Source organism: Ruegeria atlantica (assembly GCF_013032455.1).
Lineage (GTDB): Bacteria > Pseudomonadota > Alphaproteobacteria > Rhodobacterales > Rhodobacteraceae > Ruegeria > Ruegeria atlantica_B.
Map to the genome: position 1 here is coordinate 296,981 of NZ_WQCF01000003.1, position 23,751 is coordinate 320,731.

The window sequence follows — 23,751 nt, forward strand, 5'->3', positions numbered from 1 at the left end:
ATTGTTGCAGATACGGAGGCCAGAGCCGCCGCGCATATGAGGAAAAAAGTCAGTCTTAAAAAGACATTCTGAAATTGCAATGTCAAATTGTGGAGGGCTGTCATGATCGACGAACTCCTTCTAGAACCGGTACACACCAGGCCCAAGCGGAGAACACCTAAAACACGCAGATTGATCCGCTGCGGACCCGTAAACTACAATTTTTTACTGCTCGAAATATAAAGATGATACTCAGATGAGTGTTTTCAATCAATTAGCTCTGAGGATTTCGTGAACTGCGTGTCATTTCGGTAATGTGGCCCAGTGCGATCGAGGCCAGAATGCAGGCAGTGAACAGGTAAAGACCCCATGCGGTTTCGATGGTTGCGTAGGAAATTCCCTTGGCAAGCGTGATGTAGAGCGCGATCAGGAAGATGTCGGCCATCGCAAGTTTGCCGAGGATGTTCAGTGCGGGTTGGACACGGGCATCCAGCAGATCCCATTGGATCAGGGCGGTGCCGATGGTTTTTATATAAGGCGCAAACAGGGCGAAGATGGTGACGATCAGAGCGAGGAATACGTCCGATTTCCACAAGGATTGCAGGCCGGTGATGACGCTGATTTCAGACAGGCCAAAGATCGGCAGCAGGCCCGCTCGCATGAGTGGGGCGAACCACGCGATTGGGTAGAGGATCAGGAGGGACAGGGTGGCGAGACGGAGGGTCACTTTTTTGGTTTTTCTTGATCGGGCAAAAAGTTTATGTGGGCTTCTTGTGTAGCTAGCTAGGAATTCGCTAGGTGCGTGAGACTATCCTATCCGCCTTTATTTGAAAGCCTCGCATTCAACTCAACTTGCAATTCTGACAGTAGAGTGTCGACACCGGCCATTACAGCTTCGATACAAACATCCCTATAAGCTCGATCTTTTGCCGGATAGCGGGAGCGGAACCTGTCGGAGTCGTACTCTCCGTTCGTGTTCTCAAACAAACTGTAGTTGCTGTTGAGCGATTTAATGTGTGTCTGAAGATTAAACCACCTGCTTGTAGGTTGGCCGGAGTTCTCAATGCGTGACAGCATGCCAGCAGGTAGACCAACTAAGACAGCTGCTTGGAATGCAACGTTTTCTACGTTTGTTAGGTCATAGTCGAGGTCTAGACGATCGTAGAGTTTGATAAGGTCGTGGCCCAATCTCTTGAGTTCAGTTTTATCACAACCTGCCAGAAGAAGAGCAGTCTTGAAGGTAAGCTCAGTCGTTAAGCCAAGGTTCTGGTAAACTGGCCCGACTCTAAAGACCCTTGCTTCTAAATCTGAGAGTTCCGTTACGCTCTTTCCAATCTCTTTCTCGGAAATGAGTATTTTGCACAGTTTGAAATAGGCATTTGCGTAGTGGAAGAAATCGACAATTTCTTCGATGTCTCGGCTCATCTAACCGCCTCAATCGGCCCCTCAGCACTCCCACTGATAAACTGCTCGACATAGGGATCACCCGAGGCATCCATATGCCCAACCGGGCCGGTCCACTGGATCACCCCGTCGTGCAGCATCGCCACGTTGTCGGCAATGGCGCGGACGGAACTCATGTCGTGGGTGATGGTCATCGCGGTGGCGCCCATCTCGGTTACGATCTCGCGGATCAGGTCGTTGATGACGCCGGACATGATCGGGTCCAGCCCCGTGGTGGGCTCGTCGAAAAAGATAATCTCGGGTTCAGCAGCGATGGCGCGGGCAAGGCCGACGCGTTTCTGCATCCCGCCTGACAGCTCGGACGGGAACCGATCGGCCACGTTGGATTTCAGGCCAACACGGCGCAGTTTCTCGATGGCGATCTCGCGGGCGTATTCCGGCGGGCGTTTCAGTGGGCCGCGCAGCAGGCGGAAGGCCACGTTTTGCCAGACGGGCAGGGAGTCAAACAAAGCCGCGCCCTGAAACAGCATCCCGAAGCGCGCCAGAAACTTATCCCGGTCGCCCTTGGTGGCATCCTTACCGTCGACATAGATCATGCCGCTGTCTGGTTTGATCAGACCAAGGATACATTTCAACGCAACCGACTTGCCGGTCCCCGAGCCGCCGATGATGACCATCGACGTGCCCTTTGGGATCTCAAGGTTCATACCCTGCAGAACCGGGTTGTCGCCAAAAGCCTTTTGTACATTCTCCATCCGGATCATAGCGAGAAGAACACCCCTGTCAGAATGAAGTTGGCGGCCAGAATCATGATGGCGGCGGATTCGACTGAAGACTTGGTGGCCCGGCCCACGCCTTGTGCACCACGGCCCGAATTCATGCCGTAGTAACACCCCATCAAGGCGGCGATCAGGCCAAAAGCCGCCCCTTTGACGAGCGAAGAAACGATATCACGCGTCTCAAGGAAATTGACCGTATTGGACAGGTAAGTCGCCGGGTTGAAGCCCAGATTCTGGGTGGCAACGACGTAACCACCAGCGATCCCGATGATGTCGCCAATCCCAACCAGCAGCGGAACGGTGATCAGGGCGGCTAGAACGCGCGGGGCAGTCAGGTATTTCATCGGGTGGGTGGACAGGGTGACCAATGCGTCGATCTGCTCGGTCACTTTCATGGTCGCGATTTCAGCAGCGATAGACGAAGTCACACGGGCGGCAATCATCAGCCCGACCAGCACCGGGCCAAGTTCGCGGACCATGCCGATGGCGACGATCTGGGGCACCACGGCCTCGGCGTTGAAGCGCGCGCCACCTGCATAGATCTGCAGGGCCAGTGCACCGCCGGTAAAAATCGCAGTCAGGCCGACAACCGGCAGGGACAGCCAGCCGATATTCATCAGCGCGACGGCAAACTCCCTTGGGTAATAAGGAGGGCGAAAGACGTGCGAAATCGCATCGACTGAAAACAGGGCCACTTTGCCGAAAGTGGCGAACAATGTCAGAATCGCACGGCCCAGCCCGCCCAGCAGATGCAAAGGGTTCATTCCACGTAGCCTCGGGAATAACGCGCACCAAGCGAGGTAAGGATTTCATATCCTATGGTGCCTGCGGCTTCGGCCAGATCATCGACCGTCTGGTGGCCGTTCAGGATGCGTAGACGTTCTGGATCTTGAGGCAGGTCCGTGACATCCACAGTGATAAGGTCCATCGAGATGCGCCCGACCAAGGGGCAGGGTTTCCCACCAGCAAATACGTCGATGCCGCCACCGATGGCCCGATGCAATCCATCTGCGTATCCCGCAGCAACGGTCGCGATTCGCGACGGGCGCCGAGCAATCCAACTGTTTCCATAACCCACGGATTCCCCGACCTCGACAGGGCGAACCTGAATTACGGGCAAATCAACGGTTACAACGGGTTTGGCGTCCGCAAAAGGCAAGCCGCCATAGAGGCCAATGCCCGGGCGGCAGAAATCAAAGTGAAATTCAGGAGGCAGTAGCATGCCACCGGTCGCTGCCAGCGACCGAGGTGCGTCTATGCCATCCGTCAACTCGCGAAAGGTCTTCAATTGCTGTCGGTTCATCGGATGATCTGGTTCCTCAGAACAGGCGAGATGCGACATGACGACAACAGGTTTCAGCGCTTCGACTTTATGGCGCAATTCAGCCCAGTCGGCAGGCTCCCACCCCAGACGATTCATGCCGCTGTCCAACTGGATGCCAAACGCGTGATCCGGAAGCGCCTGCTGATGCCGAACGAATTGTTCGGGCGAGTTGATCAACGGTGTCAGGTCGTGATCCCGCAGCAAATCGGTGTCGCCTTCCATATGACCCGAGAACACGCCGATCATCGGGCCGGGGCCAACAGCTTGGCGAACAGCGACACCTTCCTCGGCTGCTGCAACAAAAAACTTGCGGACGCCTTCCTCGGCCAGGGTGGCGGAAACTGGCCCGACCCCAAGGCCATAGGCATCAGCTTTGACCACGGCGCCGGTTTCGACATCCGTTTTCGCGTTGAGCGCCTGCCAGTTACTGGCCAGCGCGTGAAGATTGATCGTCAAACGTGCGGTACTCATGGTGCTGTTCATGACATTGGATCGCCGCAGGTCAAGGGGGGTAGAGGCAATTCTTCTACATATTGAGGCATTCTCGTGCGGGTTCCGGCCTGTCTTCCAAAGCCTTGGCAGGAAAAGGCCTTTTTAGTACGGATCCGGGTCTCGTCATTGTGTCTGTAGCGTGATCAACTGAGGGTGCTGAAGCGGGATCGTTTATCTACCATAAGGAGGCCGGCATTGCTGAATCTGACCACAAATTACAAAGCGCGGGTTGCGGAATTGCCCGGTTTGTTTCGCGATGTCTTCACCGCCTCTGAGAGCGCGGAGGAGGGGCACGCTGTTGGCGCTTTGGCAGAGGATTTATTGAGCACGACTCCCGAGGACGATTTGATATGTGTATTGGCGCTGGACGGGAGCGTGTTGTCAGGCTGTGTTTTGTATACGCGCCTGAGCTACGATCAGGACCCACGCCAGGTTTTCTTGATGTCGCCGGTGGCTGTGCGAACAGACAGACAAAAAACGGGGATTGGCCAAAAGTTGATCAGTTTCGGGCTAGAAGAATTGCGCCTACAAGGGGTGGATTACACGGTTACCTATGGTGATCCGGCCTATTATCAAAAGGTCGGGTTCCAGCAGATCACAGAAAACTTCGCGCAACCGCCCATGCCGCTAAGTATGCCGCATGGATGGCTGGGGCAGTCTCTGGCCGGTTCCGAAACACCGATTGAGGGGCCATCTCAATGTGTCAGTGCGTTCAACAGGCCCGAGCTTTGGTAAATCAGTAGCCCTCGTTCTGACCGTCCTGTTGCCAGGGTTTGACCAGATTGCCGAATCTTGTGAACTGTGCCTCGAACGAAAGCTCGACCGTGCCGATGGGACCGTGACGCTGCTTGCCGACGATGACTTCAGCCTTGCCGTGTAGGCGCTCCATCGCCTCGATCCACTCGGCCATCTTGTCTGCTTCGTGATCGCCGGGCTTTTCGCGTTCCTTATAGTATTCCTCGCGGAACACGAACATCACCACATCGGCGTCCTGTTCGATCGAGCCCGATTCTCGCAGGTCAGAAAGTTGCGGGCGTTTGTCGTCACGGTTTTCTACCTGACGTGACAACTGAGATAGCGCGATGACCGGGATGTTGAGTTCCTTGGCAATGGCCTTCATGCCCATCGAAATCTCAGCGATTTCGTTGACCCGGTTGTCAGCCATACCCCGGCAGAGCTGCAGGTAGTCGATCACCAGCAGGTCCAACCCATGCGTCCGCTTCAACCGTCGCGCGCGGGCGGCGAGTTGCGAGATCGGCAGGGCGGGGGTGTCGTCGATGAACAGGGGGCAGGCTTCCAGATCTTTGGCTGCGTCTACGAAACGGCGGAACTCGGCTTCCGTCATGTCACCCTGACGGATTTTATGCGACGAAATCTCGGACGCTTCGGCCAGAACACGGCCCGCCAACTGCTCGGCGCTCATCTCCAATGAGAAGAAGCCAACGACACCGCCATCAATTGCGCCTTCGCTGCCGTCGGGCTTGGTGCCGCGCTTGTACGCCTTGGCCACGTTGAACGCCACGTTGGTCGCCAGCGAGGTTTTACCCATCGACGGACGACCCGCCAGAATGATCAGGTCGGACGGGTGCAGGCCCCCAAGCTGTTTGTCCAAGTCGGCCAGACCGGTGGAAATCCCCGCCATGCCACCACCGCGCTGGTACGCTTCGTTGGTGACGTTGACGGCTTCTGTGACCGCCTTGAGGAAGGATTGAAAACCCTGTTCGGTCTGGCCCTGCTCGGATAACTGATAAAGCTGTTGCTCGGCTTCGACGATTTGTTCTTTTGGTTCGCTGGATACATCGACCCGCGCCGCCTTGTCCGAGATATCCCGGCCCAGTCGGATCAGCTCGCGCCGGATGGCGAGGTCATAGATCATCTGAGCATAGTCATGCACCGCAAAGGCACTGATCGAGGCTCCCGCCAGTTTGACCAGATAGGCCGGGCCACCCAGTTCCTTCAGGCCTTCGTCTTCGGCCATGAAGGATTTCAGCGTCACAGGCGAAGCCAGCGCATTCTTGGCGATGCGTGTGGCCGCGACTTCGTAGATGCGGGCATGGACCGGGTCATAAAAATGCTCGGCCCCGATGATCGAGGCGACCCGGTCATAGAGGTCATTATTCGTCAGAATCGCGCCCAGAAGCTGTTGCTCGGCCTCAATGGAATGCGGCATGGTCTCGGCATTCTGAATCTGTGCCGCTGCCTGCTCGATACTGCTTATCTCGTTCATTTTGTCCCCGCTGCCCTGTGGCAGTTCTAATCAATCAGGCCCGCACAAGGCCATCTGTAAATCTCTGAAGATAAGTCGCGTATAACTTTGCTTCAGCTTGGGATAACTTTGGGCAACTCTGCCAAAAATTGTCGCATCACGCAATATTTTGTGTAGCCGATATGCGGCCACACAAGATGCAAGTGGCCGGAGGGCGATTCTATGTTGAGTTACCCCCAGCTTATTCACAGGCGCTTTAGGAAGATTTATTCGCTTCCTGCCAGCCGCGGGGGTCGTTCAAGAAGGCCTCGACACCGTCAAGTGTCTCTTGGTCAAAGGCTTTCTGCGCTTTGGCCTCGGCCAGAACGTCCCACCAGGTGCACAGGTGATGCAGTTGGACGCCGTGGTCGCCAAGTGTTTTTTCGGTTTCAGGGAATATGCCATAATAAAAGATGACCGCCGTATGCCCACAGGTCGCGCCCGTTTCGCGGATCGCATCCACAAAAGACAGTTTGGAGCCACCATCGGTGGTCAGATCTTCGACCAGCAGCACGCGCTCGCCTTCGCTCATGGCGCCTTCGATACGGGCGTTGCGGCCATAGCCTTTGGGCTTCTTGCGCACATAGGTCATGGGCAGCGCCATACGCTCGGCGACCATCGCGGCGAAGGGGATACCCGCCGTTTCACCACCTGCGATATTGTCAAACGCCTCAAAACCCGCATCGCGCATCACAGTGACCGTCAGGAAATCCATCAAGGTCGAGCGGATGCGCGGGTACGAGATCAGCTTGCGGCAGTCGATATAGGTCGGGCTGGGCAGGCCGCTGGCCAGTGTAAACGGTTCGCGCGAGTTGAAGTGGACGGCCTTGATCTCCAGCAGCATCCGCGCGGTCAGGCGGGCGATTTCGGTGCTATCGGGGAAAGAGCTGGGGATCATGGTGCAACCTCGGGATTGAAATGACGTTGCGGGCAGATAGCCTGTCCATCGCTCCAGAGTCGAGAGGGTTGCGCGCAAAAGAAAAGCGGACCCGCAAGAGGTCCGCTTTTGCCCTTACGGGCGTCAGGCAGCCAAGGTGGGCTCAGCTGCTCATGTCATAGGCGCGTTCGCCGTGTACCGACAGATCGAGCCCGTTTGTTTCGGTCTCGGCGTCTACGCGAAGCGGAGTGATGAGCGCAACCACCTTGATCAACACAAATGTGACAACTGACGTAAAGACACCCACGATCAGCAACCCGCCCAGCTGCGCGGTCCACGCACCCAAACCAAAGACGGCGATCATGATGGTGCCAAAGATACCACCAACACCGTGCACCGCGAAAACGTCCAGCGTGTCGTCGATGGTCAGCATGTTGCGGATGACGTTGACGGCCTCTTGGCACAGCACGCCTGCCACGGCACCGATGATCAGCGCCTGAACCGGGTCAACATAGCCCGAAGCCGGCGTGATTGAGGCCAGACCGGCAATGGTACCGGTGACCAGACCCACCATCGAGGCTTTGCCGTATTTAATCCGCTCCCACAGCGCCCATGTCAGCGAGGCGGTCGCGGCTGAAATATGCGTAACGGTCATCGCCATTGCAGCGCCACCGTCAGCCGCCAGCTGTGAACCACCGTTGAAACCGAACCAACCGACCCACAGCATTGCGGCGCCGATCATGACAAAACCGGGATTGTGCGGAGGTGTGGTGCGATTGCGACGCGGCCCAAGCGCGACAGCGATGATCAGCGCAGCAAGACCGGCGGTTTCATGAACGACAATACCACCAGCAAAGTCGCGCACGCCGATCTCACCCAGTATGCCGCCATCGGTCAGCATGCCACCGCCCCAGATCCAGTGAACGACAGGCGCATAGCACAGCAGCATCCATAGGCCCGAGAAGGTCAGAACGAAGCCAAAGCCTACGCGTTCAACATAGGCGCCCACGATCAGTGCCGGGGTGATGATGGCGAAAGTCATCTGGAAGGCAAAGAATAGAACCTCGGGCAAGGTGCCTGACAGGCTGTCAGCATCCACACCGTTCAGGAAGGCTTTGCCCAGGCCGCCCCACAAGCCCGACCCACCATCGCCAAACGCGATCGAATACCCTGCGATCAGCCACAGAATGCTCATCAAACAAGCGATGCTGAAACAGTGCATGAACACGCTCAGCACGTTGCGGGCGCGCACGAGGCCGCCGTAGAACAGGGCCAGGCCCGGCAATGTCATGAACAGGACCAGGGCGGTTGCCACAATAATCCAGGCGGTATCGGCTCCATTCATCAGCCGGTCTCCTCTTTGCATCTCAAACTTGCACAGCGCGCTTTGAAGCGGAGGGCGTGAGAGGAAAAAAGAGGCAAAGGTAGATTTTGGCGCCTGTTTAAGGGGCTTTTGGTCAACTGGTGACTAAATAAGCGTCGATTGGCAATTGATGCCTTAAATTTGTGCGAGAGTGAAAAGGCCCTGTGATAGCAGATTCAGCGCATGATCCCGCGCAGCAATGCGAACGTTGCTGCGTCCTCGCGCGCCGAATTCCACAGTTTCCGTGCGCGTGGGTAGTCCTTCGGCTGCCAACCCAAAACAGACCCGGCCTTCGGGCTTGAATTCAGAGCTGCCGGGACCCGCGATGCCCGTGACCGAGACCGCAAGCTGAGCCTCCGAGCGCCGTATCGCCCCTTCGGCCATTTCGCGGGCGACCTCTTCGGACACCGCGCCATGTGCGGCCAGCGTTTCACCTAATACGCCCAACATCTGCTGTTTGGCGGTGTTTGTGTAGGTGACAAAGCCACGCTCAACCACGGCAGAACTGCCGGGGATATCCGTCAACGCCGCTGCAACCAGACCGCCAGTGCAGCTTTCTGCTGTGGCGATCATCACTTGTTGCGCCTTGGCACGGTCGAGCACGTCTGAAACGGTCATAGGCCCATCACCCCATGCGCGATACCTGCTAGGATCAGCACACCGAACGCGGCGAGAATCCCTGCAATCACATCATCCAACATGACGCCCATCGCGTCGTTGCGCCGATCGGCCCAGCCGACGGGGCCGGGTTTGGTGATGTCGAACAGGCGGAACAGCACGAAACCGGCAATCCAGCCGGGCCAAAGTGTTGTGATCTCGATCCCATGCGCCCACGAGGGGTAGGATACCGCCCACAGAGCGATGAACTGCCCTGCAACCTCGTCAATAACGATCTCGGACGGGTCGTGATTGTCCTGACCCGCAGTCATGACGCGGGTTGCCCAGAGACCGCCGAAAAACATGGCGACAGTTGCGATGACCAGTAAAGGAAATCCGCCCAACGTGTGCAGCACCCAAGCGAGGGGTAGGGCGGCCAGCGATCCCCAAGTGCCCGGCGCAGGACGCAGATAACCGACGCCGCCGACTGTTCCGATCAGAAGCGCGGCCCTCATGATTTCACCAGGCAGGCTGTGGCCAACGAGGCAATCCCTTCGCTGCGGCCGGTGAAACCAAGCCGTTCAGACGTCGTCGCCTTGACCGAAACCTGATCCGCGCGCAGCCCCATGATCCGCGCCATCTCGTCCCGCATGGCAGGCGCGTGCGGGCCGATCTTGGGGTATTCACAGACCAGAGTGCAGTCGACATTCGAGATACGGTAACCCATATCTTCGGCTAACTTGACCGCGTGGCGGAGGAAGATCTCACTGGCCGCGCCTTTCCATTGTGGGTCCGAGGGCGGAAAGTGCTGACCGATGTCGCCCTGCGCCAACGCGCCGTAGATGGCGTCGGTAACGGCATGCATTCCCACATCTGCGTCCGAGTGGCCTTGCAGCCCGCGCTCATGCGGTACCTTCACTCCGCACAGGATCACATGATCCCCGTCGCCAAACCGATGCACGTCGTACCCGTTGCCCAGCCTTACATCCATATCCATTCCCAATATGCGTTCCGCCCGGGCAAAATCCTCGGGCCGTGTTATTTTGATATTATCCGGGTCGCCCGGCACAATGGTCACGTCCAGCCCGGCGGCGCGGGCAACTTCCACGTCATCGGCGGCCCCTCCGGCATGGGCTGCATGTGCAGCGACGATCACATCATAGCGAAAGCCTTGCGGCGTTTGCGCAGCGAACAGGCTGTCTCGATCTTGTGTTCCGGTCACCACGTGCCCATCCCCGGTCCAGAGCGCATCGGTTACAGCAAGGCCGGGCGCAGCAGCATGGTGACTGTCTAGCGCTTTCAGAACCTGCTGAATGATGTGCTGGCTGACACAGGGGCGAGCGACGTCGTGAATCAGAACCTGTTGGACGTTCAGCGATGCCAGCGCCGTTAACCCGTTGCGAACGGAGCCTGCCCGGTCACTGCCGCCTGTAGCAAGGATCAGGTCAGTGCCTTCGAATTCGGCCCAGGCCTCGTGATCATCTTCGGACAGCACCAGCACGATATGGTCCACCTGGCCCCGAAATCGGTCGAGGGTCCAGTCCGCGACACGCCGTCCGGCAAGCGTGCGCCATTGTTTGGGAACGCCCCCTCCGGCGCGCAGCCCGCGTCCTGCGGCGACAATGATGGCAGCGGTGGTCATGGGGCGTTGTCTCCGGTGATTTGCGGCCAATGTTTAGGGTGAGGAGAATGTAGAGGCAATCATTTGCGTAATGCTGCCTAAAAAATAGGCATGTGATGATTTTGCGGGCTTGATGGCCGCCATTTTGTTGTTCATATGCGCTCAATTCGTTATCCAACCCGTAAATGCCCAAGGATTAAGCACGTTGACCCTGCAACTCGCTGACAAAGCCCTGAACCCGCCGGTTTTGCTGGCTCCAATGGCCGGAATCACCGACCGGCCATTCCGCGATCTTGTGATGCGGTTTGGTGCCGGCATGGTCGTCAGCGAGATGGTCGCCAGCCAGGAGATGGTGCAAGCCAAGCCAGGCGTCCGTGAGCGGGCTGAATTGTCGGCAGACGTGGAAAACACCGCTGTGCAACTGGCCGGACGCGAGGCGCATTGGATGGCTGAAGCGGCCCGTCAGGTCGCTGATCGCGGCGCGCGGGTGATTGACATAAACATGGGATGTCCGGCCAAGAAGGTGACGAACGGTTATTCCGGTTCGGCCCTGTTGAAAACGCCAGACCACGCGCTGACCCTGATCGAAGCCGTGGTCGAAGCTGTCGATGTCCCGGTCACGTTGAAAACCAGATTGGGGTGGGATGATAGCCTTCTCAATGCCCCTGACGTTGCGCGGCGCGCGCAGGATGCTGGTATCTGCATGGTCACGATCCACGGACGCACTCGGTGCCAGTTCTACAAAGGTAGTGCTGATTGGTCGGCAATCCGTGCTGTAAAAGAGGCGGTTTCGATCCCGGTCATTGCTAATGGAGACATTGTAGACACAAACGCCGCGCGTGTGGCGTTGGATCAATCCGCTGCCGATGGCGTCATGGTTGGGCGCGGGGCGCAGGGTAAACCATGGGTTTTGGCCCAGATTTGTCACGACTTATACGGTGCTAAGGCACCCGTGATTCCAACCGGCGATGATCTGGTTGAGATGGTGCGTGCACACTACGGGTCGATGTTGGAGTTTTATGGTTCCGACCTCGGTCTGCGCGTCGCGCGTAAGCATCTAGGCTGGTATATGGATGAGGCCGGAACACCTGCTGCCCTGCGCCGTTCCGTGCTGACGTCCCGCGATACGGATGAGGTGCTGCGCCTGTTGGGTGATGCTCTTGCCGCCGAAGGGGAGGTCGCGGCATGAATTCGGACCAGAGTATCTGGACATCGCTGCCAGTTCCGGCCTTCATCATTGATAACGAGGATCGGATTTCCGATGTGAACTCGGCGGGCGAAGGTTTCCTGAATGCCTCGCGCAAGTCGGTGATCGGACATCCGGTCTGGGACCAGATCGCCGTTGATGCCCCTTTAGAAGAAGCCTTCGAGCGTGCGCGCGAACAGGGTACTCCTTTGTTCGTGAACGATGTGGATGCCGGTTCGGGCAACCGCGCGCCGCTGCAATGCGCGCTGCAGATAGCTCCGCTGGTTGGGCATCCGGGGTCGATGATCATGATCATTTCTCCGCGCGAACTGGCGGGGCGGATGACGCGGGGCAACACAGTAAAGTCTGCGGCGCAATCAGCCATTGGAATGGCCGAGATGCTAGCGCATGAGATCAAGAATCCTCTGGCTGGGATCACCGGCGCTGCACAGTTGCTAAGCATGAATATCTCGCAGCAAGACCTTGAATTAACAGATCTTATCGTTGAGGAAAGCCGCCGGATCGTGAAGCTGCTAGAGCAGGTAGAGCAATTCGGAAACCTCTCACAGCCCGATTTCAAACCGGTGAACATTCACGATGTTCTGGATCGGGCGCGCCGTTCGGCGCTGCTGGGGTTTGGTGCCCATATGCGGATCATCGAGGATTACGACCCTTCGCTGCCGCTCGCCTATGGCGACCCGGATCAGTTCCTGCAGGTGATCCTGAACTTGCTTAAGAACGCGTCGGAAGCCGCTGATGCAAAGGGTGGCACGATCCGGCTGCGTACTTATTTCGAACACTCCTTCCGTCTGCGGCGTAGCGATGGATCAGGCCATTCCCTGCCACTGCAGATCGAGATCATCGATGACGGCCCGGGCCTGCCCGAGAAAATCCAAAGCGATATCTTCGATCCGTTCGTGTCAGGTAAGGAAAATGGCACCGGCCTCGGGCTGGCGTTGGTAAGCAAAATCATCTCGGACCATGACGGCTGGATTTCAGCCGACTCGGTGCCGGGTCGTACGGTGTTCCGCATCTCGCTGAGGCGGGCACCAAGAGACGCAACATGAAACGGCCGTAAAGAGCTAAGAACAAGGAGAGCACCCAATGGATGGCACAGTATTGGTCGCAGATGACGACCGCACGATCCGCACCGTACTGACGCAGGCCCTGACGCGGGCAGGGTGCAAGGTTCACGCGACCTCGTCGCTGACCACGCTGATGCGCTGGGTCGGTGAGGGCAAGGGCGACGTGGTGATCTCGGACGTGGTCATGCCAGATGGAAATGGATTAGAGATGCTGCCGAAGATTGCGCAGGATCGCCCCGGTTTGCCGGTTATCGTAATCTCGGCGCAAAACACCATTATGACGGCGATTCAGGCCGCCGAGGCAGATGCTTACGATTACCTGCCCAAGCCTTTTGACCTGCCTGATTTGATGAAACGCACCGCGCGGGCGCTGGAGCAAAAGCAGCGGGTGCAGACCGAAGTGGCCGAACCTTCCGAGGACCGCCCCGAGGAGCTGCCTTTGGTCGGGCGCACCCCGGTCATGCAGGCGCTATATCGGTTGGTCGCCCGGGTGATGAATACTGACCTGTCGGTGATGATTTCTGGTGAAAGTGGCACCGGCAAATCTTTGATTGCACGCGCTATTCATGATTTCTCGGACCGTAGAACGCTTCCTTTTGTCACTGTCACGGCGGCCGATTTGCGTGATCTTGAGGGCCCTGCGCGTGTCATGGCGAGGGTGCGGGGCGGCACGCTGCTGATCGACGAGATCGCAGACATTGAGGATGAATTGCAAGCCCGCATCGTGCGAATGATGGATACACCCGGTGATCATGTGCCGCGGTTCATGGCCACTAGCCAATCGGATCTGACCGAAGCAATGGAGGGCGGCCGTGTACGGCAGGATCTCTATTATCGTTTGTGCGGTGCAACGGTACATGTGCCGGCCCTGCGCGAGCGCGTGGATGATATCCCCCTGTTGGCCGAACACTTTTTAGCGCGGGAAGAGCGTGAGCACGGCGCGATGCGCTGGCTCAGCGAAGATGCGGTCGAACTGGTGCGGCGTTATTCTTGGCCTGGCAACGTTCGGCAGTTGGAAAATGCCATCCGACGCCTTAGCCTGACCAGTCGCGCCGATGAAATCTCGAAAACCGAAGTTGAGGCTGTGTTAGGCAGCCAACCCGAGGCCGAGCCGGTTCTGGGCGATGGGGAACGCGAGAAACTCTCGGCCTCAGTAGCCCGTCATTTGCGTCGCTATTTTGATCTGCATGGCAATATGCTTCCGCCTCCGGGGCTGTATCAGCGTATCCTGCGCGAGGTCGAGGCGCCCCTTATTGAGCTGGCGCTGGATGCAACCGGTGGAAATCAGGCAAAATGTGCGGATTTACTTGGGATTAACCGAAATACGCTGCGCAAAAAGATAACAGACCTCGATATTCAGGTGACACGTAGGCGCAAACTGATGTAATATCGCCACACAAACCGTGGCATCCGGGTTTGCATCCGGCAACGACCACGACATATGGCGGTACGTCGCGCACGCGACACATCAGAATGAGGGCAGACGGTGGCAACCCGGGCACAGAGCGGGCCGATTCCAGCGATTAATCGGTGGCGGAAATCCCGAAAACTGCGCAATTTCGGCACTTTGGGGCTGGTTCTTCTAGGCCCTGTGTTGGCTTTGGCCACCTATCTTGTAATCGGACCGTTTGACCTTGGTGCGACTGCTCCGACATTGCGTCTGATCCTGCTGGCCGACCTCGTTTATGTGCTGGTCGTTGCCGCGCTTGTTCTGGGGCAAGTCTTCAATCTTATCGCAGCGCGCCGTGAGAAATCGGCCGGTTCACGTCTTCATCTAAGGCTGATCGGCGCTTTCACGCTGTTGGCACTGGTTCCGACCGTGACCGTTGCGATATTTGCAGGTCTGACAGTGAATATCGGCCTTGAGGGCTGGTTTTCGGAGCGTGTGCGTCAGGTGGTGGGCTCGTCCCTGACAGCGGCTGAGGCCTATGAACTGGAGCATCGGCAGGGTCTGACGCAGGACGCGACCGTTCTGGCGCGTTTTCTGGATAATGCCCGGACCTTGGATTTCTACATCTCGGACGCAGAATTGCGTGAGGTTCTTGCGCAGGGGCAGGCACAGATTCAGCGCGGTCTGCGCGAAGCGTATGTGATTGACGGTAGTGGTGAAATCCGGTCGCGCGGGGATCGGTCCTACCTGTTCAACTACGAAGCGCCTACGCCTGAGCAGCTTGTTGAAGCCAGGGATAGCGGGTTGCTAGTGATTGCTGATTGGCAGAACAACGAATTTCGCGCCCTTGTGCCATTGCAGGCATATTTGGACCGGTATCTATATGTGAGCCGCGAGGTGGATGGGCAGTTGTTGACCCTTCTGGATGACACCAAGGAAACAGCCCAATTCTACCAACAGCTTGAAAGCGAGCGGGGCAGGGTGCTGTTTGAGTTCGGGCTGTTGTATCTGGGTTTTGCAGTGATCCTTATTCTTGCAGCAATGTCGCTTGGAATGTGGTTTGCCGAACGACTGTCACGCCCTGTGGGGCGATTGACAACCGCGGCGCAGCGCGTTGGGGCCGGTGACCTGAGCGTACAGGTGATTGAAGAGGCCAGCGATGATGAAATCGCTATGTTAGGGCGTTATTTCAATCAGATGACGCGGCAACTTAAAGGACAGCGAGACACTCTTTTAGAAAATACCCGCCATATCGAACGCCGGCGGCGGCTATTCGATTCGGTGCTCAGTTCTGTGACATCGGGTGTGGTCGGCGTTGATCCGGATGGCTGCGTGACCTTTGTAAACCGCTCGGCAGAGCGGTTGCTGGACTGGACGCGAGGGGAAGAGCAACTGGCCATTGGTATCGCGGTGCCAGAGTTTCTGCCCTTGTTTGAAAACCTTAAGGATAGCGGGCAAGAGGCAGTGCAGGACGAGGTCAAGGTAACCCGTAAAGGGCGGCTTGAGAACCTGCTGGTCCGCATGGCCACCCGTCGTGGCGAAGATGGCGGGTTGGAAGGCTACGTGGTTGCTTTCGACGACGTGACCGATCTTGTGAGCGCGCAACGGATGGCAGCTTGGGGTGATGTTGCCCGGCGGATCGCGCATGAGATCAAGAATCCACTGACACCGATCCAACTGAGCGCTGAGCGTATCAAGCGCAAGTTCTCACGCAAGCTGGATGAGGAGGATTGTGACAGCCTCGTATCCATGACTGACGTGATTGTCCGGCAAACCAATGATTTGCGGCGCATTGTGGACGAGTTCTCAAAGTTCGCGCGAATGCCCGAACCGGATCGCCGTGAAGAAGATATTGTCGGATTGGTACGCGAGGCGGTGCTGTTGCAGAAGGCCGGACAACCTGATGTGCAGATTGACGCCACTCTGCCGGATCAGCCCATTATGTCGGATGTGGACTCAACGATGCTGAATCAAGCGTTGACCAATCTGATCAAGAATGCCGGTGAGGCCATCGAAACGCTAAAACAAAAAGACCCACCAGAAAACTTGAAGCCACAGATCAAGGTGGATGTCAGCAAGGATGACGCGGGTACGGTTATAACGATTGCGGACAATGGCGTTGGTCTACCCGAAGACAGGGCGCGGCTGTTCGAGCCATATGTGACCACACGTGACGAGGGTACCGGACTGGGATTGCCCATCGTCAAGAAGATTATTGAAGAACACGGCGGGGCGCTCACGCTTGAGGACGCACCCGTCTTTGACGGACAGGACCATTTTGGCGCGATGGCCGTGATCCGGTTGCCGGGGGGCAATTTTTCCCCGGTCGACGCGCCGCAAAAGCAGGCAATTAAAACCAACATACTGAAAGCAGGCCAAAGATGAGCGACATTCTGATCGTAGATGACGAGCGCGATATTCGCGAGCTGGTGTCCGACATTCTGGAGGACGAAGGCTATTCAACCCGGCTGGCCGGCAACTCGGATGAGTGCATGGCCGAGATCAACTCTGAGCCACCGGGACTGCTGATTCTGGATATCTGGCTGAAAGATAGCCGCATGGACGGGATCGATATCCTGAAGGCTGTGAAACGCGACAACCCGGACGTACCGGTTGTTATTATTTCGGGCCACGGCAATATCGAAATCGCGGTGGCTGCCATCAAGCAGGGGGCATATGATTTCATTGAAAAGCCCTTTAATATTGACCAGCTGATGGTGGTGATCCGCCGAGCGATGGAAACCTCTCGCCTGCGTCGCGAGAATGCGTCGCTAAAGCGAAAAGAGGTCACCAATTCGGACATGATCGGCAAATCCGCCGCGTTCCGTGCGATGCAGGGTCAGTTGGACAAGGTGACCAAGTCGAACGGTCGCGTGATGTTGAGCGGCCCGGCCGGATCAGGCAAGGAAATCGCGGCACGATATATTCACGCTCATTCCAACCGCGCCAACGCGCCTTTTGTGACGGTGAACTGTGCCGGGATCGAGCCTGAGCGGGTCGAAGAAGTTCTTTTTGGACGGGAATCCTCGGAACGTGGCATCGAATCCGGTCTGCTGGAAGAGGCCCATGGCGGCGTGGTTTATTTTGATGAAGTTGCGGACATGCCTTTGGGCACTCAGTCCAAGATCCTGCGTGTGCTCGTAGATCAGCAATTTCAGCGTGTGGGCGGTTCGGACAAGGTGCGTGTCGACTTGCGTGTCATTTCTTCGACCAACCGTGATCTTGAGGCCGAAATCGCGGCCGACCGGTTCCGCGAAGAACTGTATCACCGTCTGAATGTGGTTCCAATCGCGGTGCCTTCGCTTGAAGAACGGCGCGAGGATATCCCGGTTCTGGCACAGCATTTCATTGAGATGTGCAATGAATCGCAGGGTCTGGCGATGCGCGAGATCTCGGAAGAGGCGGTGGCGTTACTGCAGACCATGACTTGGCCGGGCAATGTCCGGCAGCTTAAGAACCTGATCGAGCGCGTTCTGATTCTGGGTGAAGGATCGGGCCCGATCGAGGCCAAGGAACTGCCAGCCGAAGAGGAAAAGGCTGACGACACCGGACGTGTTGTGCTGTCGGGGGCTCTGGCCACCTTACCCCTGCGCGAAGCCCGCGAAGCGTTCGAACGAGAATACCTGCTGACACAGATCAATCGTTTTGGAGGCAACATCAGCCGCACCGCCAGTTTTGTAGGGATGGAGCGCAGCGCGCTGCATCGCAAATTGAAATCACTGGGCGTTGTGACCTCGAACAAATCCGGCGCGCGGGTGGCGCAACTGGATGAACCGGAACCGGCGGAGTAATCCGTCGGGTCTTTATCCGGTCTGACCGGGAGAGATGATCTGGAACGACTCGTTGTCGTATTTCACATAGCACGACTGTGTTGTCAGCGGTGGCAAGGTTGTTGTGGGTACAGCTGGTGCCCGTGACTTATCGGCCTGCTTGCATGGCGGCAGGCTGACCGGACGAAATCCCTTTTTGGCCATGCACTGCGCCTCGACCTGATTCCGCAGCCCTTGATTGACATCAACGGTATAAACACGCCCAGGCTGCCACCAGCCGGCCGAGCGATAGCACTGTCCACGACCATCGCAATAGGTTCGACCGGGCCAGTAGGTGGGCGGGCTTTGACGAACCTGATTGGCGACGGGCACCTCATTGATGGCCTGAACCTGACATTGCGTGGTCTCTGTCTGTAGGCGAGATACGCTCTCGCCTTCGCGGTAATATAACGAAAGCGGGCCGTCGCAAGCCGACAGGGCCATTACCGGTAAAAGCAAACGAAGCACTGTTTTCATGCACTTATCTTGCCTTAGCTTCGGCGGGATGACAAATCAATTGACCGTTTTGGGGGCATCTGTCATTCAAGCAATTCAGGCAGAAAGGCCAAAAACATGAAGGTCATCATTTGCGGTGCCGGTCAGGTCGGCTGGCAAATTGCACGGCACCTGTCGGGCGAGCTTAATGACGTAACGGTGGTGGACAACAACCCCGATCTGGTGCGCCGCGCGACCGAGACGCTGGATGTGCAGGGTATTGCGGGATTCGCCAGCTATCCAGATGTGCTGGATCGGGCAGGGGCCCGAGACGCTGACATGATCATCGCCGCGACCCATTCGGACGAGGTGAACATGGTCACCTGTCAGATGGCGCACTCGATTTTCTCGATCCAGCGCAAGATTGCTCGGCTGCGGTCAAAGTCCTACCTTGAGGCGATCCATTCTGACCTGTTCCGGCGCGATCACTTGCCAATTGACGTTGTGATCAGCCCCGAACGCGAGGTGGCAGCAGCCGCCATGCAACGCCTGTCGGCCCCGTCCGCCTTTGATACCGAGATGTTCATGGACGGCAAGGCGCAATTGCTGGGCATCCGTCTGGAAGAAGACTGCCCCATCGTGAATACGCCTCTGCGGCAGCTTACTGACCTGTTTTCGACACTCAGCGCGATTGTTGTAGGCGTTCGGCGCGAAGGCCGCCTGTTCGCCCCGGAAACCGAGGATCAGCTGTTTGTCGGAGATGAGTGCTATGTGTTCACCAATGTAGATGACGTCGACCGCACGATGGAGGTTTTTGGTAAGACACAAAAGAAACAGGATCGTGTCGTGATCGTCGGTGGCGGTAATGTCGGGCTTGAGGTCGCACGCACGCTGGAAGAACGTGAAAGTCGTGTGCGGGCCAAGATCATTGAACGCGATCGCCAGTGCGCAGAATTGGCGGCCGAGGTGCTGGAACGAACTATTGTACTGAACGGCGACGGCCTGGACGCCGCTTTGCTGCGTGAGGCAGGCATTGAACGTGCCGATGCGATGCTGGCGGTCACTGACGATGATCGTGCGAACATGCTGGCGGCAGTTCGCGCAAAGGCCGAAGGATGTATGCTGGCGATTGCCCTGATCAACGATCCCAGCATGGTGGCGCTTATGGGCCCGTTGGGAATTGATGCCTATATTAACCCTCGGGCCACGACAGTCAGTTCAATCCTGCGCCACATTCGCCATGGGCGCGTGCGTCAGGTTTATTCTGTTGGCGACGCCGAAGCCGAGGTAATTGAGGCCGAGGTGCTGTCGACCTCGCCAATGGCCGGACAGAAGTTGCGCGACATTGATTTCCCCGAAGGCGTTCTGGTTGGAGCGGTCCGCAAGGGCGATGAGGTTTTGCGCCCGTCTGGCAGTTTGCGGATCGAAGAAAAAGACGTGGTAGCAATCTTTGCCATGGCCAAGGATGTCCCCGAGGTTGAGCGGTTGCTGCAGGTTTCGATCGATTTCTTCTGATGATGCGTGTGCGAACACAACAAATCGGCTTGGTGCGACGGTTACCGTTGTTTTTGCTGATCTGGGGCGTGGTTTCGCTGTCGATGTGGATTCCGGGTATCTACGCTCTGGCGCTGGATGATCACGAGACATCTCGATCCTTTTTCTATTCCGGTTTGCTGGGTTTGTTTGTTGTAGCGTCGGTTTCGTTGGCGACCTCAAACCGGATTCCGCGCCGGGGCACATTAGGGCAATTGGCAGTGTTGTTCGGATGTTTCACCGTTCTGCCGTTGTTTCTGGCCATCCCGCTTCATGATGCCTTGGGCAATACGACCTTCCTGAATGCCTATTTCGATATGGTCAGCGCCTTTACGACAACTGGGGCGGATATTTTCCCTGATCCCGATCGTCTGACGGCACCGCTGCACCTTTGGCGCGCGTTGGTTGGCTGGATGGGCGGGTTGCTGATGTGGATTTCCGCAGCCGCTATTCTGGCCCCGCTTTCGTTGGGCGGCTTTGAAATCACTGCGCGGGGCGAGCCTGGTCGCCCGGTGTCGGGCGTTGCGCAAAGCGAAGAGGTTGATCCGCGCGGGCGGTTGATCAGGGTGACACGAACCTTGACCCCTGTGTATGCAGGTCTGACCGCAGTGATTTGGCTGCTGCTCTTGATCGCAGGTGAGCAAGGGCTGACGGCGATCAGTCACGCAATGTCCACAATGGCCACCTCTGGGATCTCACCGGTTGGTGGGCTGGAAGGCGCGCAGGCCGGCATCACCGGCGAGGCGATCATTTTCCTGTTCTTGTTCTTCGCCTTGTCCCGGCTGACATTTTCAACCGATACCGCAACTACCGGGTATTCGAGGCTGGACAAGGACCCGGAGTTTCGGATTGGCCTGCTGATTGTATTCGCCGTTGCCGTGCTTCTGCTATTCCGCGTGTTGGCCGGGGTGAATGAAATTGGCGGGACTGTGCAGCCGCTGGACGCGGTTCATGTGTTCTGGGGAATGCTGTTCACGGCTTTGTCGTTTCTGACCACCGCCGGGTTCGAAAGTTCAAATTGGAACGATGCACAGCAATTGTCAGGATTGGGTACACCGGGGTTGATACTGATGGGATTGGCCCTGATCGGCGGAGGTGTTGCCACTACGGCGGGTGGGGTCAAATTGCTTCGGGTATTTGCCCTTTACCTGAACGGCGCGCGCGAGATTGATCGCCTGATTTATCCCTCATCGGTCAGTGGTGCAGGCCAAGGAAACCGACGGATTCAAAGCGACGGCGCCTTTATTGCGTGGATCTTTTTGATGATGTTCGCGCTGACTGCGGCACTGTTCAACTTACTGCTAGCCATGATGGGGGCCGGGTTCGAGCAGGCCATGGTATTGACCGTAGCATCGCTCAGCACCACGGGTCCTTTGATCGAGCTTGCAACAGATATACCGATCCGCCTGGTGGATTTGTCAGCGGGGGCCAAGCTGACCATGTGCGCGGCGATGGTGATTGGGCGGCTGGAAACGCTGGCGATTATTGCCTTGATCACGCCAACGCTCTGGCGGGACTAAGGTTTGCCATATGTAAATTGACTGATTTTTCATCTGGAAACTCGGTTAACTCCACTCCATACTCATCCAGAGGGAGCGCGTTGGTCCGCAGCGCGTAGCAAGAACAATGGCGAGATTATAAAAATATGGCTTCGGACAGACAGAATCTGCAGGACGCGTTCCTGAACAATGTACGGAAAGCAAAGGTCCCGGTCACAATTTTCCTGATCAACGGTGTGAAATTGCAAGGTGTCATCACCTGGTTCGATAATTTCTGCGTGTTGCTACGCCGCGACGGACAGTCGCAGTTGGTCTACAAGCACGCGATTTCGACGATCATGCCGTCGCAGCCGATCAGCCTGTATGAGGGCGAAGACGCCTCTTGATGGAACATGACAGGACGCGCACCCGCGCTTGGGTGCTGCATCCGGAAATCAAATCAGATGAACAGCGCCGTGTCCCCGAGCCGGCGCTGGAAGAGGCGGTGGCATTGGCCGCCGCTTTGCCCGATCTGGATGTGATCGGGTCCGAGATCGTACGCCTGCAACGCGCCCAACCGGGGTTGCTGTTTGGCAGCGGCAAGATCGAGGAACTGGCTGAACGGCTGCATGACAGTGAGATTGAGCTGGTTCTGATCGACGGACCGGTGACGCCTGTTCAGCAGCGCAACCTTGAGAAGGCGTGGAAGGTCAAAATCCTCGACCGGACCGGCCTGATATTGGAGATTTTCAGTGACCGCGCCCGCACCCGCGAGGGTGTGCTGCAGGTCGAGATGGCCGCGCTTAGCTATCAGCGGACCCGATTGGTGCGGGCCTGGACGCACCTTGAGCGCCAGAGGGGCGGATTGGGATTTGTCGGCGGTCCGGGTGAAACCCAGATCGAGGCTGACCGTCGCGCCATTGACGAACAACTCGTCCGATTGCGCCGTCAGCTTCAGAAGGTGGTCAAGACACGCACGCTACACCGAGCCGCGCGGGCCAAGGTGCCGTACCCGATTGTCGCGCTGGTTGGCTATACCAACGCTGGTAAGTCCACGCTGTTCAATCGCTTGACCGGTGCCGAGGTCATGGCAAAGGATATGTTGTTTGCCACGCTGGACCCGACCATGCGCCGGGTCGAACTGCCTGATGGCCCCGAGGTGATCCTGTCGGACACGGTGGGCTTTATCTCGAACCTGCCGACCGAATTGGTCGCGGCGTTCCGCGCCACGCTTGAGGAAGTCTTGGGTGCCGATATCGTCGTCCATGTCCGTGACATCAGCCATGAGGAATCCGACGCGCAGGCGCAAGACGTAGAAACGATCCTGACATCGTTGGGTGTTGATGATGAACGCCCCAGGCTGGAGGTCTGGAACAAGATCGACCTGCTGAACGCAGATGAGCGCGAGGCAGCCTTCAAGCGGGCGGACCGCGACTCGTCGATCTTTGCAATCTCAGCCGTGACGGGAGAAGGCGTCGAACCCCTGCTGGCTGAGATCGCAACCCAGTTGCAAGGTGTCCGGCATGAGGAGACGCTGACGTTGGGGTTCGCTGAAGGCAACAAGCGTGCGTGGCTGTTCCGGCAGGACGTGGTTCGGTCGGAAAAACAGACCGAGGATGGCTTCAAGATTACGGTCTTGTGGACCGAAAAACAGGCGGCGAAGTTTGCTGGTCTCTAGCGATCACGCTCCGTCGATTTGCCGTTGCATGTCTTCAACGTCGAACCATCCCTGCGAAAACAGGACCTTGTGGTTCTCGTTCAGGTCCCATTCTTCCCATCCCCGCGTCAGGACATGATTGCCTGTTTTGGCGTGATGACCTTCAAACGTCCAGACAAAGATCGCGTGGCTTCCGGCCCAACGCATCATGTCGCAGCGCAGTTCAAGATCGGGGAAATCGGATTGAAATCCACGGGCCATTTCAGCAATTGCGGCACGACCTTGCAGAGGCTCAGCCCTGTTCATGCTCATCTGGCAATCAGCGGCGAAGAAACTGGCAACTGCTTCCGCATCGCCTGAACTCCAAGCAATTGCGTAATCGCGTGCGAGATTGTTAAGTCTGTCCCGAATACTAGCCATCCACGCCCCCGGTCCCAAATTGTCCGCCCGCAGATCGTAGGCGAAAACACCCGTCTGCGTCCATGACCGCGCCGGAA

At 57.4% G+C, this 23,751-nt stretch carries 23 protein-coding genes; 10 read left to right on the forward strand and 13 right to left on the reverse strand.

Annotated features, from left to right (window positions below):
• Positions 1 to 253: 253 nt before the first annotated feature.
• From GOW93_RS08365 to alr, 5 genes are all read right to left on the reverse strand, one after another.
• Positions 254 to 706 carry a paraquat-inducible protein A gene (locus GOW93_RS08365; RefSeq protein ID WP_170383064.1) on the reverse strand — a complete coding sequence of 151 codons (453 nt, stop codon included), beginning with the start codon at positions 704 to 706 and terminating at the stop codon, positions 254 to 256.
• 86 nt (positions 707 to 792) lie between these two features.
• Entirely contained in the window at positions 793 to 1,404 is a 612-nt protein-coding gene (locus GOW93_RS08370; protein WP_170383066.1) for a hypothetical protein, read from the reverse strand.
• Complete coding sequence (locus GOW93_RS08375; RefSeq protein ID WP_170383068.1) at positions 1,401 to 2,147, reverse strand: ABC transporter ATP-binding protein; 747 nt, start codon at positions 2,145 to 2,147, stop codon at positions 1,401 to 1,403. The genes GOW93_RS08370 and GOW93_RS08375 overlap by 4 nt, the downstream gene beginning before the upstream one ends.
• Positions 2,144 to 2,926: an MlaE family ABC transporter permease gene (locus GOW93_RS08380; RefSeq protein WP_170383070.1), complete on the reverse strand. Its 783-nt coding sequence runs from the start codon at positions 2,924 to 2,926 to the stop codon at positions 2,144 to 2,146. Before GOW93_RS08380 ends, GOW93_RS08375 begins: the two co-directional genes overlap by 4 nt.
• On the reverse strand, positions 2,923 to 3,957 hold the full coding sequence (alr, locus tag GOW93_RS08385; RefSeq protein WP_170383072.1) for an alanine racemase: 1,035 nt from the start codon (positions 3,955 to 3,957) through the stop codon (positions 2,923 to 2,925). Before alr ends, GOW93_RS08380 begins: the two co-directional genes overlap by 4 nt.
• 174 nt (positions 3,958 to 4,131) lie before the next feature.
• Here alr and GOW93_RS08390 point away from each other — a divergent pair, with 174 nt between their 5' ends.
• Entirely contained in the window at positions 4,132 to 4,713 is a 582-nt protein-coding gene (locus GOW93_RS08390) for a GNAT family N-acetyltransferase (RefSeq protein WP_170383074.1), read from the forward strand.
• Between the two features lies 1 nt (position 4,714).
• On the opposite strand, the gene GOW93_RS08395 is transcribed toward GOW93_RS08390, so the two are convergent.
• The 6 genes from GOW93_RS08395 to GOW93_RS08420 all read right to left on the reverse strand — a co-directional run bounded on the left by GOW93_RS08395 (position 4,715) and on the right by GOW93_RS08420 (position 10,702).
• Complete coding sequence (locus GOW93_RS08395; protein ID WP_170383076.1) at positions 4,715 to 6,205, reverse strand: replicative DNA helicase; 1,491 nt, start codon at positions 6,203 to 6,205, stop codon at positions 4,715 to 4,717.
• Between the two features lie 235 nt (positions 6,206 to 6,440).
• Positions 6,441 to 7,121, reverse strand: a complete 681-nt coding sequence (locus tag GOW93_RS08400) for an orotate phosphoribosyltransferase (protein WP_058280452.1) — start codon at positions 7,119 to 7,121, stop codon at positions 6,441 to 6,443.
• 142 nt (positions 7,122 to 7,263) lie between these two features.
• Entirely contained in the window at positions 7,264 to 8,445 is a 1,182-nt protein-coding gene (locus GOW93_RS08405) for an ammonium transporter (protein ID WP_170383077.1), read from the reverse strand.
• Between the two features lie 153 nt (positions 8,446 to 8,598).
• The gene (locus GOW93_RS08410; RefSeq protein ID WP_170383079.1) at positions 8,599 to 9,081 is read right to left on the reverse strand and encodes a CinA family protein; all 483 of its coding nucleotides are present in this window, start codon (positions 9,079 to 9,081) and stop codon (positions 8,599 to 8,601) included.
• A complete protein-coding gene (locus GOW93_RS08415; RefSeq protein ID WP_170383080.1) occupies positions 9,078 to 9,575 on the reverse strand; it encodes a phosphatidylglycerophosphatase A family protein in 498 nt (165 codons plus the stop codon). The genes GOW93_RS08410 and GOW93_RS08415 overlap by 4 nt, the downstream gene beginning before the upstream one ends.
• The gene (locus tag GOW93_RS08420; protein ID WP_170383081.1) at positions 9,572 to 10,702 is read right to left on the reverse strand and encodes a bifunctional 2-C-methyl-D-erythritol 4-phosphate cytidylyltransferase/2-C-methyl-D-erythritol 2,4-cyclodiphosphate synthase; all 1,131 of its coding nucleotides are present in this window, start codon (positions 10,700 to 10,702) and stop codon (positions 9,572 to 9,574) included. The genes GOW93_RS08415 and GOW93_RS08420 overlap by 4 nt, the downstream gene beginning before the upstream one ends.
• Positions 10,703 to 10,886: 184 nt before the next feature.
• On the opposite strand from GOW93_RS08420, the gene dusB reads away from it, so the two are divergent.
• The 5 genes from dusB to ntrX all read left to right on the forward strand — a co-directional run bounded on the left by dusB (position 10,887) and on the right by ntrX (position 18,133).
• Positions 10,887 to 11,870 (forward strand): tRNA dihydrouridine synthase DusB, encoded by a 984-nt coding sequence (gene dusB, locus GOW93_RS08425; RefSeq protein WP_438826185.1) that lies wholly within the window; start codon positions 10,887 to 10,889, stop codon positions 11,868 to 11,870.
• Positions 11,867 to 12,934 carry a two-component system sensor histidine kinase NtrB gene (locus GOW93_RS08430; RefSeq protein WP_170383085.1) on the forward strand — a complete coding sequence of 356 codons (1,068 nt, stop codon included), beginning with the start codon at positions 11,867 to 11,869 and terminating at the stop codon, positions 12,932 to 12,934. The genes dusB and GOW93_RS08430 overlap by 4 nt, the downstream gene beginning before the upstream one ends.
• Before the next feature lie 37 nt (positions 12,935 to 12,971).
• Positions 12,972 to 14,339 (forward strand): response regulator, encoded by a 1,368-nt coding sequence (locus GOW93_RS08435; protein WP_170383087.1) that lies wholly within the window; start codon positions 12,972 to 12,974, stop codon positions 14,337 to 14,339.
• Between the two features lie 99 nt (positions 14,340 to 14,438).
• The gene (locus tag GOW93_RS08440; RefSeq protein ID WP_170383089.1) at positions 14,439 to 16,727 is read left to right on the forward strand and encodes a sensor histidine kinase NtrY-like; all 2,289 of its coding nucleotides are present in this window, start codon (positions 14,439 to 14,441) and stop codon (positions 16,725 to 16,727) included.
• Positions 16,724 to 18,133, forward strand: a complete 1,410-nt coding sequence (gene ntrX / locus GOW93_RS08445; RefSeq protein WP_170383091.1) for a nitrogen assimilation response regulator NtrX — start codon at positions 16,724 to 16,726, stop codon at positions 18,131 to 18,133. The genes GOW93_RS08440 and ntrX overlap by 4 nt, the downstream gene beginning before the upstream one ends.
• A 12-nt stretch (positions 18,134 to 18,145) precedes the next feature.
• On the opposite strand, the gene GOW93_RS08450 is transcribed toward ntrX, so the two are convergent.
• Entirely contained in the window at positions 18,146 to 18,628 is a 483-nt protein-coding gene (locus GOW93_RS08450; RefSeq protein WP_170383093.1) for a hypothetical protein, read from the reverse strand.
• 96 nt (positions 18,629 to 18,724) lie between these two features.
• Here GOW93_RS08450 and trkA point away from each other — a divergent pair, with 96 nt between their 5' ends.
• From trkA to hflX, 4 genes are all read left to right on the forward strand, one after another.
• Complete coding sequence (gene trkA / locus GOW93_RS08455; protein WP_170383094.1) at positions 18,725 to 20,101, forward strand: Trk system potassium transporter TrkA; 1,377 nt, start codon at positions 18,725 to 18,727, stop codon at positions 20,099 to 20,101.
• Positions 20,101 to 21,639: a TrkH family potassium uptake protein gene (locus GOW93_RS08460; protein WP_170383096.1), complete on the forward strand. Its 1,539-nt coding sequence runs from the start codon at positions 20,101 to 20,103 to the stop codon at positions 21,637 to 21,639. Before trkA ends, GOW93_RS08460 begins: the two co-directional genes overlap by 1 nt.
• Positions 21,640 to 21,764: 125 nt before the next feature.
• Positions 21,765 to 22,004: an RNA chaperone Hfq gene (hfq, locus tag GOW93_RS08465; RefSeq protein WP_010440340.1), complete on the forward strand. Its 240-nt coding sequence runs from the start codon at positions 21,765 to 21,767 to the stop codon at positions 22,002 to 22,004.
• Positions 22,004 to 23,275 carry a GTPase HflX gene (gene hflX / locus GOW93_RS08470; protein WP_170383098.1) on the forward strand — a complete coding sequence of 424 codons (1,272 nt, stop codon included), beginning with the start codon at positions 22,004 to 22,006 and terminating at the stop codon, positions 23,273 to 23,275. The genes hfq and hflX overlap by 1 nt, the downstream gene beginning before the upstream one ends.
• A gap of 3 nt (positions 23,276 to 23,278) precedes the next feature.
• Here the strand turns inward: hflX and GOW93_RS08475 are convergent, their stop codons facing one another.
• Entirely contained in the window at positions 23,279 to 23,674 is a 396-nt protein-coding gene (locus GOW93_RS08475; protein ID WP_170383100.1) for an SgcJ/EcaC family oxidoreductase, read from the reverse strand.
• Positions 23,675 to 23,751: the final 77 nt, after the last annotated feature.

Excerpts from the sequence above, each read along its gene's own strand:
- GOW93_RS08370 (WP_170383066.1), bottom strand. The coding sequence starts at position 1,404 with ATGAGCCGAGACATCGAAGAAATTGTCGATTTCTTCCACTACGCAAAT.
- GOW93_RS08375 (WP_170383068.1), bottom strand. The coding sequence starts at position 2,147 with ATGATCCGGATGGAGAATGTACAAAAGGCTTTTGGCGACAACCCGGTT.
- GOW93_RS08380 (WP_170383070.1), bottom strand. The coding sequence starts at position 2,926 with ATGAACCCTTTGCATCTGCTGGGCGGGCTGGGCCGTGCGATTCTGACA.
- alr (WP_170383072.1), bottom strand. The coding sequence starts at position 3,957 with ATGAGTACCGCACGTTTGACGATCAATCTTCACGCGCTGGCCAGTAAC.
- GOW93_RS08395 (WP_170383076.1), bottom strand. The coding sequence starts at position 6,205 with ATGAACGAGATAAGCAGTATCGAGCAGGCAGCGGCACAGATTCAGAAT.
- GOW93_RS08400 (WP_058280452.1), bottom strand. The coding sequence starts at position 7,121 with ATGATCCCCAGCTCTTTCCCCGATAGCACCGAAATCGCCCGCCTGACC.
- GOW93_RS08405 (WP_170383077.1), bottom strand. The coding sequence starts at position 8,445 with ATGAATGGAGCCGATACCGCCTGGATTATTGTGGCAACCGCCCTGGTC.
- GOW93_RS08410 (WP_170383079.1), bottom strand. The coding sequence starts at position 9,081 with ATGACCGTTTCAGACGTGCTCGACCGTGCCAAGGCGCAACAAGTGATG.
- GOW93_RS08415 (WP_170383080.1), bottom strand. The coding sequence starts at position 9,575 with ATGAGGGCCGCGCTTCTGATCGGAACAGTCGGCGGCGTCGGTTATCTG.
- GOW93_RS08420 (WP_170383081.1), bottom strand. The coding sequence starts at position 10,702 with ATGACCACCGCTGCCATCATTGTCGCCGCAGGACGCGGGCTGCGCGCC.
- GOW93_RS08430 (WP_170383085.1), top strand. The coding sequence starts at position 11,867 with ATGAATTCGGACCAGAGTATCTGGACATCGCTGCCAGTTCCGGCCTTC.
- GOW93_RS08435 (WP_170383087.1), top strand. The coding sequence starts at position 12,972 with ATGGATGGCACAGTATTGGTCGCAGATGACGACCGCACGATCCGCACC.
- ntrX (WP_170383091.1), top strand. The coding sequence starts at position 16,724 with ATGAGCGACATTCTGATCGTAGATGACGAGCGCGATATTCGCGAGCTG.
- GOW93_RS08450 (WP_170383093.1), bottom strand. The coding sequence starts at position 18,628 with ATGAAAACAGTGCTTCGTTTGCTTTTACCGGTAATGGCCCTGTCGGCT.
- trkA (WP_170383094.1), top strand. The coding sequence starts at position 18,725 with ATGAAGGTCATCATTTGCGGTGCCGGTCAGGTCGGCTGGCAAATTGCA.
- GOW93_RS08460 (WP_170383096.1), top strand. The coding sequence starts at position 20,101 with ATGATGCGTGTGCGAACACAACAAATCGGCTTGGTGCGACGGTTACCG.
- hfq (WP_010440340.1), top strand. The coding sequence starts at position 21,765 with ATGGCTTCGGACAGACAGAATCTGCAGGACGCGTTCCTGAACAATGTA.
- hflX (WP_170383098.1), top strand. The coding sequence starts at position 22,004 with ATGGAACATGACAGGACGCGCACCCGCGCTTGGGTGCTGCATCCGGAA.
- GOW93_RS08475 (WP_170383100.1), bottom strand. The coding sequence starts at position 23,674 with ATGGCTAGTATTCGGGACAGACTTAACAATCTCGCACGCGATTACGCA.